We start from the raw sequence: 13,354 nt of genomic DNA, 5'->3' as shown, positions 1-13,354 counted from the left end.
ATGACCGGCACGTAGTAGACCGTGCGGAAGAACGTCGTGCCGCGCATGCGCCGGTTCAGCGCGAGGGCCAGCAGGAGCGAGATGATCAGGCCGACGGGGATGCCGATCATCATGAAGACGGTGTTGCCCATCGCCTTCCAGAAGTACGGGTCGCCGATCATCTCGACGTAGTTGTCGAGACCGTTGAACGTCGGCTCGCTCAGGCCGTTCCACTTGGTGAACGAGGCGTACACCGCGTACAGCATGGGATAGCCGATGAAGATGAGGAAGCCGATGACCGGAGCCGCGATGAAGGCGGCTGCGGCGAGGTGCTCTCGGCGGTGGAGTCGGGAACGTCGGATGGTGGTCGGAGAGCCCATCACGGCTCACCTCCTTTCGGGTACCGGATGCGGGTGCCGGGGGCGCGCGTGCGCCCCCGGCGGACGATCAGCCGATGCCGGCGTCGGCGTTGGCCTTGTCGAGCAGCTCCTGCATGCGCGGCTGCACCTCATCGAGGTAGTCCTTCGCGCTCTGCTTGCCGTCGAGCACGGGCTGGATGTTCTTCCACAGCTCGTCGTACCACTCGGCGCTGTAGGTGGTGTTGGCGGGCAGTGCGCGGCCGTAGTCCTGCACGATGTCGAGGAACTCCTGCTTGTTCGCCGGCGGCGTGGTGGAGTCGGCGACCCACGTGTCTGCCATGTCGATGAGGTTCGGGATCTGCACGCCGTCGTCGACGAGCGACTGCTGCGCGGTCTCGTTCGTCGAGAGGTAGATCGCGAGCTTCGTGGCGAGGTCGGCGTTCTTCGTGCTCTCGCTGACGGCGATGCCGAGGGTTCCGGTCCAGGTGGCCGTCTCACCGGTCTTGCCGACCGGGTACGGGATGAGGTCCCACTCGAAGTCGAGCTTCTGGTACGTGGGCACATCCCACGGCCCGACCGGGAAGAAGCCGATCTCGCCCTGCATCCAGCGCTGGTAGGTGTCGAGCGTCTGCGAGTCGGAGCTCGAGGGGGTGACGGCGTCCTTCGTGCTCATGTCGGCGAAGAACTGCAGCGCCTCGACGAACTCGGGGCTGTCGACAGTCACCCGGGTGCGGTCGTCGTTGAGCCAGTCCCCGCCGTTCGACCACACGAACGACTGCAGGTTCCACTGCACGTTCAGCCCGGTGCCCCACTGGTCGAGCTTGCCGTCGCCGTCGTTGTCCTTCGTCAGCTTCTTGGCGACATCGACGAACTCCGCCCAGGTGTAGGGCTGATCGACGTCGGGCAGCGGGATGCCGGCCTCTTCGAACATCGTCTTGTTGTAGCCGAACGAGAACGGGCCGACGTCCTTCGGCATGGCGTAGATGTCGCCCTTGCCCATGAGCGCGCCGTCGAAGCGGTAGCTGTCGACCCCGTACGCCCACACGTTGTCGAGGTCGACCTCCTTCTCGACGGCCGCAGTGATGTCCTTGAGGATCCCGGAGCGCACGTACGCCTGCACGCTGCCAGGGTCGACGTAGAAGACGTCGGGGACCTTCTTGCCGGCGATGGCCGCCTTGAGCTTGGTGCTGTACTCGTCGGCCGTGGTCATGATGATCTTCACGTCGACGTCGTTGGCCTTCTCGAACTCCTCGATCGCCTTGGTGTAGGCGGCCTTCTCGGCGTCGCTGCCTCGGAACATGAAGGTGAGCGTGCCGTCGTCGCTCGCCGCTCCGGATGCGGAGCAGCCGGTTGCGGTGATTCCGGCGAGCGTGATCACGCCGGCGATGGCCAGGATCCGTGACTTCATTGTGCGGGTCTTCCTCTCAGAGCTGACTTCGATGTCATCGCCCAGCGCCATGCCGCCCAGCGATCCTCACAGAATTTACAACGTTGTAGTAAACGTTGTAGAAACATTGTGACCCCACCGGCCGCCGCTGTCAACTGGAAGCGGACGACTCGCGTTCGAGGATGCGGTAGTCGGCGAAGAGGGTCTGCGGCGCAGCATCCGCCTTGCCGCCGATGCGGGCCAGCAGCGTCGAAACGGCCGTCTTCGCGATCCAGCCGCGGCCGGGATCGACCGTCGTGAGCGACGGGATCGAGTACGCCGCCTCGTCGAGACCGTCGAAGCCGATCACCGACACGTCGTGCGGCACCCGCAGACCCGCCTCCTGCAGTACCCGCATGGCGCCCAGCGCGAGGGTGTCGTTCAACCCGAAGACGGCATCGAACTCCGCTCCCCTGGCGAGGATGTCGCGCATCGAATCGGCGCCGTTCGCCCGATGCCACAGCGTCGTGTACCCGACGATGGAGTCGTCGTACTCGATGCCGGCCGCGTCCAGCGCCTCGCGGTACCCCTGCAGGCGCAGCGCCGCGGATCCGACGATCTCGCCCTCGTGGGCGCCGACGACGGCGATGCGGCGTCGCCCCTGTGCGATCAGGTGCTCGGTGGCCGCGCGCGCCGCGTCGACGTTGCGCATGGTCACGTGGTCGGTCGGGCCGTCGAAGATGCGCTCGCCGAGCAGCACGAGCGGATAGGGCACGTCCAGAGCCGCCACGTCATCGGGCCCCATGCCGAGCGGGCTGAAGATCAGCCCGTCGGTGAGCTTGAGTCGCGAGCTGCGCAGCAGGTCGAGCTCGCGCTCGCGATCCGCGCCGGTCTGCTCGACGAGAACGACGACGCCGGCGGCTTCGGCCTCGTGGATGACCTGCGCGGCCAGCTCGGCGAAGTACGCCAGGCTCAGGTCGGGCAGGGCGAGAGCGATCGCGCCCGTGCGCCCCGACCGCAGGTTCCGTGCGGTGAGATTGGGCGTGTACCCGAGCTCGCCGATCGCCTTCTCCACCTTCGCGCGCGTCGCCGGGCGGATGTGCTCGTAGTCGTTGATGACGTTCGACACGGTCTTGATCGAGACCCCCGCCAGCCTCGCCACGTCGTGCAGCGTGACAGCCATCGGCATCCTCCCGCGTGTCGCCGGGCATCGGGGTGATGCCGCTCAGCCCCAGGTTACAACGTTGCACAGCATCGGTGCACGGCCGCGGTGCACCGCACGCGTCACCCGGCCGTCGCGCTCGGCCGACCCGCCGCGCGTCGCCCCCGGGACATCGACGCCCCGGGCGTCGCCGCCGTGTGAGGATGTGGGCATGCCAGGAACGCTCGCCCTCAACGACGGCAGTCGGCTTCCCGCCCTCGGGTTCGGGCTGTACAAGGTGCCGATCGAGCAGACCGCCGAGGTCACCCTCGCCGGCATCGACGCGGGCTACCGGCTGGTCGACGGAGCGCGGTTCTACGGCAACGAGCGCGAGCTCGGCGAGGCGATCCGATCGTCGGGGCGACGCGATGACCTGATGGTGGCCTCGAAATTCTGGGGCGATCCGGTGCAGAGCCGCGAGCAGGCCATCGCCGACTTCGCGGATTCCGAACGCGAGCTGGGCGTGGGTCCGCTCGATCTCTACATGATCCACTGGCCGCGCTCATCGCGAGGCGCCTTCGTCGACGTGTGGCGCGGGCTCATCGAGCTGCAGCAGGAGGGACGCGTGCGCACGATCGGCGTCGCCAACTTCGAACCGGACGATCTGCACCGCCTCGTCGACGAGACCGGCGTCGCACCCGCGCTGAACCAGGTCGAGTCGCACCCGTGGCTGCCCCAGCACGAGCTGCGTGCCCTGCACGCCCGGCTCGGCATCGTGACGCAGGCGTGGAGCCCGCTCGGCCGCGGCCGCCTGCTCGATGACCCGACCCTTCTCGCCGTCGCGGCGAAGCACTCCGTCACGGTCGCGCAGGTGGTGCTGCGCTGGCATCTGCAGCTCGGCGGAGCCGCCGTCGTCAAGTCGACGCATCCCGAGCGCCTGCGTCAGAACCTCGACCTCGACGACGTCGCGCTCGACGACGACGACATGGCGGTCATCGCCGGCATGGAGAGCGGCGAGCGCACCGGCACCCACCCGCGCGACCGGCAATAGGCTGAGGCGCGCCGCGCGAGACCGCTCGGTTTCGCGCGTATAGCGTTGCAGGACAGAACCCGACGAAGGACAGCGACCATGCGCATCGCCCTCACCGGAGCATCCGGCAAACTCGGCACCGTCGTCGCTCGCGAACTGCGCGCGAACGGCTGGGACGTCATCGGAATGGACGTCGTCGGCNNGCCGACGACTTCGTGCAGGTCGACCTCACCGACTACGGTCAGGTCGTGGACGCGCTCACCGCGGTGGGCGACCGCCATGACGGCATCGACGCGGTCGTGCACCTCGGCGCGATTCCCGCGCCGGGCGTCCGCAGCGACGTGGCCACCTTCCACAACAACATGCCGGCGACGTTCAACGTCTTCTGGGCAGCCGTGCGACTGGGCATCCGGCGCATCGTGTACGCCTCCAGCGAGACGGTGCTGGGGTTGCCGTTCGACGTGCCGCCGCCGTACATCCCCGTCGACGAGGAGTATCCCGCGCGCCCGGAATCGGTGTACTCCCTGGTGAAGACCCTGGAAGAGCAGCTGGCGCGCGAGCTGGTGCGGTGGCATCCCGACCTGTCGGTCACGGCGCTGCGGTTCTCGAACGTGATGGTGCCCGAGGACTACGCCGAGTTCCCCTCCTTCGACGACGACGCCATGACGCGCAAGTGGAACCTGTGGGGCTACATCGACGCGCGCGACGGCGCCCAGGCTGTCGAGCGCGCACTGCAGGTGGCGAAGCCCGGGTTCGACCGCTTCATCATCGCCGCTGCCGACACCGTCATGTCGCGGCCCAACGCCGAGCTGATCGCCGAGGTCTTCCCCGATGTGCCGGTGACCCGCGACGTGGCGCCGAACGAGACGCTGCTCTCGATCGACCACGCCAGGCACGTGCTCGGCTTCGAGCCTGAGCACTCCTGGCGTGACCACGTCTGAGACCGGCGCTCACGCGTGAGAAACGGCAGGACGGATGCCGTCAGCCGGCGGCTTCCTCCGGACGCTCCTGCACCTCGATCGCGGCGGTGTCGGGCTCGTACTGCTCGATGTGCCGCTCGTCGACGCCGTTGTACGCCGACAGCGGGCGGATCAGGGCGTTCGAGGCCTGCTGCTCGAGAATGTGGGCGGTCCAGCCCACGATCCGCGCGGCGATGAACAGTGGCGTGAACGTCAGCGTGTCGTACCCGATCAGGTTGTACGCCGGACCGGAGGGGTAGTCGAGGTTCGGGTAGATGCCCTTGCGCTCGACGAACTCGGTCTCGAGCTTCTCGTACAGCTCGGCGACGTCGGGCCTGTCGTAGTGCTCGACGAGGGTGTCGAGCGCGGCCTTCATCGTGGGCACGCGCGAGTCGCCGCGCTTGTAGACCCGGTGCCCGAAGCCCATGATCTTGCGCTTCTCGGCGAGCGCGGCGTCGAGCCATTCCTCGACACGGTCGGCCGAGCCGATCTCGTCGAAGATGTGCATGACGGCCTCGTTGGCACCGCCGTGCAGCGGTCCCTTGAGCGCGCCGATCGCGCCCACGACCGCCGAGTACAGGTCGCTGAGCGTCGAGGTGATCACCCGGGCGGTGAACGTGGAGGCGTTGAACGAGTGCTCGGCGTACAGGATCATCGAGCGGTTGAACGCGTCGACGACCGACTCATGCGGCTCTTCGCCGAAGGTCAGCCACAGGAAGTTCGCGGCGTAGTCGAGGTCGTCGCGCGACTCGATCAGCTCCTGCCCGCGGCGTCGGCGCTGACCGTACGAGACGACGGCCGGCAGCACCGCGAACAGCTGCAGGCTGCGCTGCAGGTTCTGCTCGGGCGTGCCGACCGCGTCGAGCACGCTGCCGGTGCCCGCGGTCTCGAACGCGCCGATCACGCTGATGGCCGTGCGCACCTCGTCCATCGGGTGCGAGTCGAGCGGCAGCGCGTCGACAGCGGCCTTCACCTCGGGGGTCAGAGCGCGGTGCCTGCGCTCGGTGGCGCGGAACTCGGCCAGCTGCGCTGCGGTCGGCAGCTCACCGTGCCACAGCAGGTACGCGACGGCCTCGAACGGCTGCGTCGCCGCGAGCTCCTGCACGGGGTACCCGCGATAGAGCAGGCTGTTGGTCTCGGGGTTGACCTTGCTGATCGCCGTCACATCGGCGACCACGCCCGCGAGGCCCTTCCTGATCTCGGATTCGCTCATTCGGTCACTCCTCGCTCGATGGTGAAGTTGAAGACTCCCGAGTCGAAGTGGTTGTACGACTCGTAGTCGATCAGATCATAGAGATCGGCGCGGTGCTGCATCTCGCCCAGCTTCGAGGTCAGGTGCCCCTCGTCGTTCAGCGTGTCGAGCGCGCGGCCCGCGGCGCCCATGGCGATGCGCAGCAGCGACACCGGCCAGATCACGATGTTCACGCCCACGTCCTGCAGCTGCGCCACCGAGAACAGGTCGGACTTGCCGAACTCGGTCATGTTCGCCAGGATCGGCACGTCGACGGCATCCCGGATCGCGGCGAACTCGTCCAGCGACCGCATCGCCTCGGGGAAGATCGCGTCGGCACCGGCATCCACCAGTGCCTTGGCGCGGTCCTTCGCCGCCTGCAGCCCGTCGACGGCGGCGATATCGGTGCGCGCCATGATGAGGAAGTTCTCGTCACGACGCGCGTCGACCGCGGACCGGATGCGTTTGATCGCCGTATCCGCGTCGACCACCGCCTTGCCGTCGAGGTGACCGCAGCGCTTCGGGTTGATCTGGTCTTCGATGTGAGCGCCGGCGAGGCCGGCGTCTTCGAGGGTCTGGATCGTGCGGGCGACGTTCATCGGCTCGCCGAATCCGGTATCGGCGTCGATGATGGCGGGCAGCTCGGTCATGCGCGCGATCTGCTGCCCGCGACCGGCGACCTCGGTGAGCGTCGTCAGACCGATGTCGGGCAGCCCGAGATCGGCCGACAGCACCGCGCCGGAGATGTAGACGCCCTCGAAGCCCTTCTGCTCGATGAGGCGGGCGCTGAGCGGATTGAACGCGCCGGGGAAGCGCAGCAGCTCACCGCCGGCGAGCCGCTCCCGGAACGCGCGGCGCTTCTCGTGCGCGGGGGTGGTGGCGTACAGCATCAGGATCCTCCTTCAGCTTTCGAATCGCTCAACTGGCACCCGAACCAGCTGAACGCCGGCCAGTTGAGCGATTCGAAAGCGGGTCAGAACGGTCAGAACAGCCCCTTCGGGGCGTCGGCGGATGCCAGGACGCCCTTCTTCGCGACGATCGAGAGCTCCTGCACCTCGTCTGCGGTGAGCTCGGGAAGGCGCTGCACGAGCTCGAGGAACCGCTCGATCTCGGCCGCGTCGAGCACGGGCTGCGCGAGGACGCGGAACTTGCGGATGTAGTTCTCCCGGGCGAACGGACGAGCACCGAGCGGGTGCGCGTCGGCGACGGCGATCTCGTCGACGACGGTGCTTCCGTCGGTCAGGGTGATCTCGACGCGACCGCCGAACGCCTTCTCGGTGATGTCGGTGGAGTGGTAGCGGCGGGTCCACTCGGGATCCTCGACCGTGGTGATCTTGTGCCACAGCTCAACGGTGTCGGGGCGTTGCGCGCGCTCGGGGGCATACGAGTCGACGTGATGCCAGGTGCCGTCCTGCAGGGCGACGGCGAAGATGTACGGCACGGAGTGATCGAGCGTCTCGCGCGATGCGGTGGGGTCGTACTTCTGCGGGTCGCCCGCACCCGAGCCGATCACGTTGTGGGTGTGGTGGCTGGTGTGGAGCACGATCGACGCGATGTTGGCGGGGTCGCGCAGCGCGGGGTTGTCGGTGCCGAGGCGGCGGGCGAGGTCGATGATCGCCTGGGCCTGGTACTCAGCCGAGTGCTCCTTGGTGTACGTGTCGAGGATCGCGCGCTTGGGCTCACCGGGCGCGGGCAGCGGCACGTCGTACGAGGCGTCCTTGCCGTCGAGCATCCAGGCGATCACCCCGTCCTCGCCTTCGTAGATGGGAGACGGAGACGTCTGACCGCGCATCGCCCGGTCGACCGCCTCGACGGCCATCTTCCCGGCGAAGGCCGGCGCGTGCGCCTTCCAGGTCGAGATCTCGCCCTTGCGGCTCTGGCGGGTGGCGGTGGTGGTGTGCAGCGCCTGGCCGATGGCCTGGTAGATCGTCTCGGCGTCGAGCCCGAGCAGCGTGCCGATGCCGGCGGCGGCCGACGGCCCGAGGTGCGCGACGTGGTCGATCTTGTGCTTGTGCAGCGAGATCGCCTTCACCAGGTCGACCTGGATCTCGTAGCCGGTGGCGAGCGCACGCACCAGGGCGTGCCCGTCGGATCCGACGTGCTGCGCGACGGCGACGATCGGCGGGATGTTGTCGCCGGGGTGCGAATACTCGGCTGCGAGGAAGGTGTCGTGGTAGTCGAGCTCGCGCACGGCGACGCCGTTCGCCCACGCCGCCCACTCGGGGCTGGTGCGCTGGTCGAGCGGGCATCCGAAGACGGTGGCGCCCTTGCCGCCGGTCGAGACCGGGTGGCTGAACGCCTGCGCGCGCGCCGCGTTGATCGGGGCGCGGGTGAGGGATGCCGCGGCGACGGCCGCATTGTCGATCACGCGGTTGATGATCATGTCGACGACCTCTGGCTCGACCTCGACGGGGTCGACGGCGACCTGGGCGATCTTCCACGCAAGCTGCTCGTCGCGGGGCAGCTCCTCTTCGGAGCGGTAGACGCGGACGTGGTGGTTGACGGTCATGGGGTTCCTTCCCTGAGGGACTGCAGGATGCTCTCGAGAGCGTTGTGGAGGTGGATGTGGGTCGCGTGCGCGGCGAGGTCGGCGTCGCGGGATGCCAGGGCGCGGGCGATCAGCAGATGCTCGCGCGCCGAGGCGGCGAGCCGGTCGGGCTTGTCGCGGGCCATGCGCCGCACCCGCACGAGGTGCGTGCGGACGGTGCGCAGAGCGGAGCTGAGATAGTCGTTGGCGACGGCCGCGTCGAGCCTGGCGTCGAGACGCGCGATGAGGGCGTAATAGGCATCCCGACCCTCGACCTCGGCGAGATCGACGCGGCTGAACTCGTCCGCCAGGGCGCCGAAGACCTGGGCATCCCCCCGCTGCGCGGCGAGGCGGGCGGAGGTCTCCTCGAGGGCCCGGCGGATCTCGAACAGGGAGCGGATGTCGTCGGCGTCCAGGCCCGCGACCACGGTGACGCGCGGCGACTGCTGCACGACCAGACCGTCGGCGGCGAGGCGGCGAAGCGCCTCGCGCATCGGCGTACGACTGACACCGAGTCGCGCGGCCTGCTCGACCTCGGCGAGCACGGTGCCGGCGGCGAGGGCACCCGACTGGATCTCCTCGAGCAGCGTGGCGTAGGCGCGGTCGCTCGCGCGGAGGCGATCGACGACAGTGCTCATGACGCCAGCGTATACACAACGACGACCGGATGCCAGCTTCTGGCGCCGCGGATGCCGCGTGCGTATACAAACAGCACCCTTGGCGTGCTGTCCTCAGCGCGCCGATTCGGGAAGCGGCTCCACGACCTCAGCCGCGGCGGCGGGCTCGCCGAGCTTGACGATCACCACGCCGGCCAGCACCAGCACCCCGCCGACGAGCTGCACCGGAGCGGGCAGCTGGCCCAGCAGCAGCCATCCGAACAGCAGCGCCGCGACCACCTCGGCGAGCGCGATGAACGAGGCCAGGCGCGAGCCCAGCATGCGCGTCGAGGCGATGCCCAGCACATACGCGAGGGCGGTGGCGAGCACCCCGATCGCGAGCACGGGGACGAACCACGGCAGGGTACCGAATCGGTACCCGACGTCGGCGAAGCTCCACGCCATGGGCAGCACGCCCACGATGCCGGCGAGCGTCAGCCCGACGCCGCCGAGCAGCAGACCGGCGGCGGCGAGCACGATCGGCGGCAGCCCGGTGTCTTCGCGTGCGGAGAGCACGAAATACGTCGCCGCCCCGACCATCGCGGCGAGCGCCCAGAAGATGCCGCCGACATCCACCCGCGCCCCGGTGAGCACATCGAGCATCAGCACCAGGCCGAGGAAGGCGACGACCGCGCCCAGGATGCTGCGCCGTGTGGGCTGCTCTCCGCGGCGCAGCCACAGCCAGAGCACCACCGCGACCGGTGCGGTGTACTCGATCAGCAGGGCGATGCCGACGTCCATCACCGCGACGGCCTGGAAGTAGCACAGCTGCGTGGCGGTGACGGCGAGCAGGCCGTACGCGACGATCATGCCGGCGTTGCGGCGCAGCAGACCCCACCGCCCGCGCAGCGCCAGCACGGCGGGCACCAGCAGCACCAGGGCGGCCACCCAGATGCGGGCGGTGACGGCCGCGCCCGGCGTCCATCCCGCGTCGATCAGGCCGCGCGCCCACGCCCCCGACATGCCGAACGACAGCGCCGCCCCGAGCGCGACGGCGAGCCCCGCGCCGGTGCGCGATGTGTGGTGCGTCGCTGTTCCCATGACCCCCGAGGCTACCGCCGCCTCGACCCGCGCGCCGCCTCTCGCTCGGGTATGAGTTCGTGCCGCATCAATCGCGCTGGAGCGGCACGAACTCATACCGGAAGCAGTAGCGGAGGGGTCAGGTCGTGCCCTCGTAGAGGCCGATGTGGTTGCCGTCGGGGTCGACGATCACGGCCCAGGAGCTGGTGTCGGTGATCGGGCTCTTGTCCAGCGCCACCGTCGCACCCGCCTGCGTCGCCGCGGCGATCGTGTCGTCGATCGAGTCGACCTCGACGTACGAGCGGGGTTGCGTGAAGCCCTCCGAGCGCGGCGCCAGCCCGCCGCCGGAGATCCCGTTCGGGGCCTGCCACATCGGGTAGCCCTCGAAACCGGGCATCTCGGCGATGCTCCAGCCGAACAGGGTTCCGTAGAAGTCGCTCGCGCGTCGCATGTCGGTCACCGGGATGTCGATGTGCGTGATGTCTCCGTGCGCCATTGCCTCGTCCTCTCATCCGTCGACGGGGCCATTGTGCGCCCGAGTGGCCGTCGGTTCAAGGGCTTGCCCGAGTCAGGCGCACCAAGCGCCTCTCGGGATGCTGCGGCTCAATAGGGGACGGCGAAGATCCGCTCCTGCGTGCCCGGTTCGGCCGCGGCAGGCAGCGGAACCAGCTTGAGGAACTCCTGGTCGTCGGTGTCGATGCACCACTGCAGCAGGCTCGCCCGCATCTGCTCGCGCACCGCGTCGAAGGTCGATTCGACGGCGAGATTGCGGCGTTCCCCCGGGTCGGCGACCACGTCGTGCAGCTGCTCGCGATGACGGCCCCAGCTGTACACCGTGTACTTGTACCGGCCGCGGTAGACCGCGCGGCCGCGGGTGAGTGGCGGGTCTGCGCGCTCGAACCGGGTCTCGACGCCGACAATGCGCCCGGAAGGCGGATGCCCGCTGCCGTCGATCGGATCGACGTCGGCCGCGCCGGCGTCTGCGGGGTCGGCGAACGGCAGCGCTCGCCCATGCAGCGCGGCGGGCACAGGCACACCGGCGGCCTCGAGCAACGTGGGCAGCACGTCCAGTCCCGCCGATACCGGGCTGGTTCGCGGTCCGGCCACCACGCCCGGCCCTGACACGATCAGCGGCACGCGCACGCACTCCTCGAACAGCGCCGTCTTCTGATTCCACCGGTGCGCGGCGTCGCCGTCGCCGTGATCGCTCGTGAAGACGACCAGCGTCGTGTCGGTGAGGCCCGCGTCGTCGAGCGCATCCAGGATCCGCCCCAGCTGCGCATCCGCCCGTTCGACGAGCCGCCGGTAGGCCGCGCGGTACAGTCGCCACTCCTCGGGTGTGTACTCGGCGGTGCCGTAGGTCTGCTGGGCGGCGTGCTTCTCGAAGCGCACCGCCTCGGGCTCGAACGGGGCGGGCTCGAAGTTCGCCGGCAGCGGCGGTGCGTCGCGCCCCGCGCCTGGATCGACATCGCCGTAGGGCATCGGCTGGCGACGCGCGTACTCGCACACGCTGTGCGGATCGTCGAACGAGGCGAACAGCAGGAAGGGTCGCGCGGCATCCGTCCGTCCCCGCAGCCACGCGACGGCCGCGTCGGCGAGACCGCGATCGCCGAACGGATGCAGCACCTCGAATCCGGCATCCGGCGGTGCGCTGGGCGAGATCGCGTGCCACTTCCCGGCGTAGGCGCAGGCGTAGCCGGCCGCGGTGAGCAGGTGCCCCATGCTGTCGGGCCGAGCCCCCGGCTCCGCGTCCGCCGCCCCGTGTCGGTTGCCGCCGACGCCGAGCTCGTGCGGCATCCGCCCCGTGAGAAGCGAGGCACGTGACGGCACGCACAGCGGGAAGGTCACCGCGGTGCGGGTGAACTCCGCCCCCGATCGGCGCAGCCGGTCGAGGTGCGGAGTGTCGACCCATCCCTCATCGCGGTCGATGACGTGCGCGCCGAGCTGGTCGGCCATCACCACGAGCAGGTTCGGGCGCCCCTCGGCCGTCATCACTTGCCCATGCCGAGGGTCAGTCCCTCCGTGAGGCGGCGGCCCAGCCACAGGTAGATGGCCAGCATCGGCAGCACGACGATGCAGAGTCCGGCGAACAGGCCGCCCCAGTCCGCACCCGAGTACGTCTGCTGCTGGATGAAGGAGATCAGCGCGACGGGCAGGGTGTACTTCTCGGTGGACTGCAGCAGCGTCAGAGCGAGGAGGGTCTCGTTCCAGTGCGAGATGACCTGCAGCACGAAGGCGGTGAGGATGCCTCCCTTCGCCAGCGGCAGCGTGATGCGCCAGAAGGTGCCGAAGGCGGTCGTGCCGTCCAGCGCCGCGGCCTCCTCCATCTCCAGCGGCAGCGAGCGGAAGAAGGCGGTGAGCAGGAACACGGTGAACGGCATCGAGACACCGATGTACACGAGGTTGAGCCCGATCAGGCTGTCGGTGAGGTACACCTCGTTCAGCATGACGAACAGCGGGATGACGATCACCTGGGCGGGGATGCCGAGCCCGAGCACGAAGTACATCGTCAGCGAGTTCGTGAGCCGGTTCTCGACACGACTCAGGTAGTACGCCGCGGGTGCGGCGAGCGCCACGGTCAGGAACGACGAGACGAGTGTGGTCACGACGCTGTTCATCGTCGCCGTCGCGAAGTCCCCGACCGTCCACGCGGTGACGAAGTTCACCGGGTCGAGCGAGGTGGGCAGTCCCCAGGGATCGGCGAGGATCGAGCGGGTGTCCCGGAAGGCCTGGATGACCATCCACACCATCCACGCCACGTTCAGCACGACGAAGGCCCACAGCAGCACGATGCCGATCGCGCGGATCACGCTGCGGTCGTTGCCGATCGCGGCTCCGCTCCGGCGGCGGGGGCGTCGGTGCTCGGGGGGCACCACGATGGTGCGGGTGGTGTCTTCGGTGAGTGTCGCAGTCACGATGTCTCCTAGAATTCGATCGCTTCGCGCTTCATCACGCGACGCAGCAGCAGCACGAGCACCGACACGAGGGCGAGCGACAGCACGGCCGAGGCGGATGCCGCGCCGTACGCGGGCACGGATTCGCCGGAGAAGGCGGTGACGTAGGTGTACACCGCCGTGGTCCAGGTC

At 69.0% G+C, this 13,354-nt stretch carries 13 protein-coding genes and 1 pseudogene; 3 read left to right on the top strand and 11 right to left on the bottom strand.

What is annotated here, in order from left to right:
* The 3 genes from BFN01_RS04915 to BFN01_RS04905 form a co-directional block, all read right to left on the bottom strand.
* On the bottom strand, positions 1-359 hold a 359-nt coding region (locus BFN01_RS04915), incomplete at its 3' end, for a carbohydrate ABC transporter permease (RefSeq protein ID WP_371260987.1).
* 67 nt (positions 360-426) lie between these two features.
* A complete protein-coding gene (locus tag BFN01_RS04910) occupies positions 427-1,746 on the bottom strand; it encodes a sugar ABC transporter substrate-binding protein (protein ID WP_071642182.1) in 1,320 nt (439 codons plus the stop codon).
* A 130-nt stretch (positions 1,747-1,876) separates the two neighbouring features.
* On the bottom strand, positions 1,877-2,887 hold the full coding sequence (locus BFN01_RS04905) for a LacI family DNA-binding transcriptional regulator (protein ID WP_071642180.1): 1,011 nt from the start codon (positions 2,885-2,887) through the stop codon (positions 1,877-1,879).
* Positions 2,888-3,077: 190 nt separating this feature from the next.
* Between BFN01_RS04905 and BFN01_RS04900 the strand changes: the two genes are divergently transcribed.
* The 3 genes and pseudogenes from BFN01_RS04900 to BFN01_RS04895 form a co-directional block, all read left to right on the top strand.
* Positions 3,078-3,896, top strand: coding sequence for an aldo/keto reductase (locus BFN01_RS04900; RefSeq protein WP_071642179.1), 819 nt, complete (start codon positions 3,078-3,080; stop codon positions 3,894-3,896).
* A gap of 78 nt (positions 3,897-3,974) precedes the next feature.
* Positions 3,975-4,076, top strand: a pseudogene (locus BFN01_RS15750) (NAD(P)-dependent oxidoreductase); the annotation flags it as partial.
* Positions 4,077-4,078: 2 nt separating this feature from the next.
* A partial coding sequence (locus BFN01_RS04895) for an NAD(P)-dependent oxidoreductase (protein WP_256221028.1) occupies positions 4,079-4,816 on the top strand: 738 nt, incomplete at its 5' end.
* 40 nt (positions 4,817-4,856) lie between these two features.
* Here BFN01_RS04895 and BFN01_RS04890 read toward each other — a convergent pair.
* The 8 genes from BFN01_RS04890 to BFN01_RS04855 all read right to left on the bottom strand — a co-directional run bounded on the left by BFN01_RS04890 (position 4,857) and on the right by BFN01_RS04855 (position 13,183).
* Positions 4,857-6,047 carry a bifunctional 2-methylcitrate synthase/citrate synthase gene (locus BFN01_RS04890; protein WP_071642178.1) on the bottom strand — a complete coding sequence of 397 codons (1,191 nt, stop codon included), beginning with the start codon at positions 6,045-6,047 and terminating at the stop codon, positions 4,857-4,859.
* Positions 6,044-6,955 (bottom strand): methylisocitrate lyase, encoded by a 912-nt coding sequence (prpB, locus tag BFN01_RS04885; RefSeq protein WP_071642177.1) that lies wholly within the window; start codon positions 6,953-6,955, stop codon positions 6,044-6,046. Before prpB ends, BFN01_RS04890 begins: the two co-directional genes overlap by 4 nt.
* A 92-nt stretch (positions 6,956-7,047) precedes the next feature.
* Entirely contained in the window at positions 7,048-8,574 is a 1,527-nt protein-coding gene (locus tag BFN01_RS04880) for an MmgE/PrpD family protein (RefSeq protein WP_071642176.1), read from the bottom strand.
* Positions 8,571-9,230, bottom strand: a complete 660-nt coding sequence (locus BFN01_RS04875) for a GntR family transcriptional regulator (protein ID WP_071642175.1) — start codon at positions 9,228-9,230, stop codon at positions 8,571-8,573. Before BFN01_RS04875 ends, BFN01_RS04880 begins: the two co-directional genes overlap by 4 nt.
* A gap of 93 nt (positions 9,231-9,323) precedes the next feature.
* On the bottom strand, positions 9,324-10,289 hold the full coding sequence (locus BFN01_RS04870; protein WP_071642174.1) for a DMT family transporter: 966 nt from the start codon (positions 10,287-10,289) through the stop codon (positions 9,324-9,326).
* A gap of 118 nt (positions 10,290-10,407) precedes the next feature.
* Entirely contained in the window at positions 10,408-10,764 is a 357-nt protein-coding gene (locus BFN01_RS04865; protein WP_071642173.1) for a VOC family protein, read from the bottom strand.
* Between the two features lie 107 nt (positions 10,765-10,871).
* Positions 10,872-12,260 carry a sulfatase gene (locus tag BFN01_RS04860; protein WP_071642172.1) on the bottom strand — a complete coding sequence of 463 codons (1,389 nt, stop codon included), beginning with the start codon at positions 12,258-12,260 and terminating at the stop codon, positions 10,872-10,874.
* On the bottom strand, positions 12,260-13,183 hold the full coding sequence (locus BFN01_RS04855; RefSeq protein WP_083428651.1) for a carbohydrate ABC transporter permease: 924 nt from the start codon (positions 13,181-13,183) through the stop codon (positions 12,260-12,262). Before BFN01_RS04855 ends, BFN01_RS04860 begins: the two co-directional genes overlap by 1 nt.
* Positions 13,184-13,354 lie beyond the last annotated feature (171 nt).

This window comes from Microbacterium sp. AR7-10 (genome assembly GCF_001878835.1).
GTDB classification, from domain to species: domain Bacteria; phylum Actinomycetota; class Actinomycetes; order Actinomycetales; family Microbacteriaceae; genus Microbacterium; species Microbacterium commune.
Note: the sequence above shows the minus strand (reverse complement) of the source record. Positions and strands in the feature narration are given on the sequence as shown.

Bases quoted from the DNA above. Each gene is read 5' to 3' on its own strand.
- BFN01_RS04910 (WP_071642182.1), bottom strand. From the start codon at position 1,746: ATGAAGTCACGGATCCTGGCCATCGCCGGCGTGATCACGCTCGCCGGA.
- BFN01_RS04905 (WP_071642180.1), bottom strand. From the start codon at position 2,887: ATGGCTGTCACGCTGCACGACGTGGCGAGGCTGGCGGGGGTCTCGATC.
- BFN01_RS04900 (WP_071642179.1), top strand. From the start codon at position 3,078: ATGCCAGGAACGCTCGCCCTCAACGACGGCAGTCGGCTTCCCGCCCTC.
- BFN01_RS04890 (WP_071642178.1), bottom strand. From the start codon at position 6,047: ATGAGCGAATCCGAGATCAGGAAGGGCCTCGCGGGCGTGGTCGCCGAT.
- prpB (WP_071642177.1), bottom strand. From the start codon at position 6,955: ATGCTGTACGCCACCACCCCCGCGCACGAGAAGCGCCGCGCGTTCCGG.
- BFN01_RS04880 (WP_071642176.1), bottom strand. From the start codon at position 8,574: ATGACCGTCAACCACCACGTCCGCGTCTACCGCTCCGAAGAGGAGCTG.
- BFN01_RS04875 (WP_071642175.1), bottom strand. From the start codon at position 9,230: ATGAGCACTGTCGTCGATCGCCTCCGCGCGAGCGACCGCGCCTACGCC.
- BFN01_RS04870 (WP_071642174.1), bottom strand. From the start codon at position 10,289: ATGGGAACAGCGACGCACCACACATCGCGCACCGGCGCGGGGCTCGCC.
- BFN01_RS04865 (WP_071642173.1), bottom strand. From the start codon at position 10,764: ATGGCGCACGGAGACATCACGCACATCGACATCCCGGTGACCGACATG.
- BFN01_RS04860 (WP_071642172.1), bottom strand. From the start codon at position 12,260: ATGACGGCCGAGGGGCGCCCGAACCTGCTCGTGGTGATGGCCGACCAG.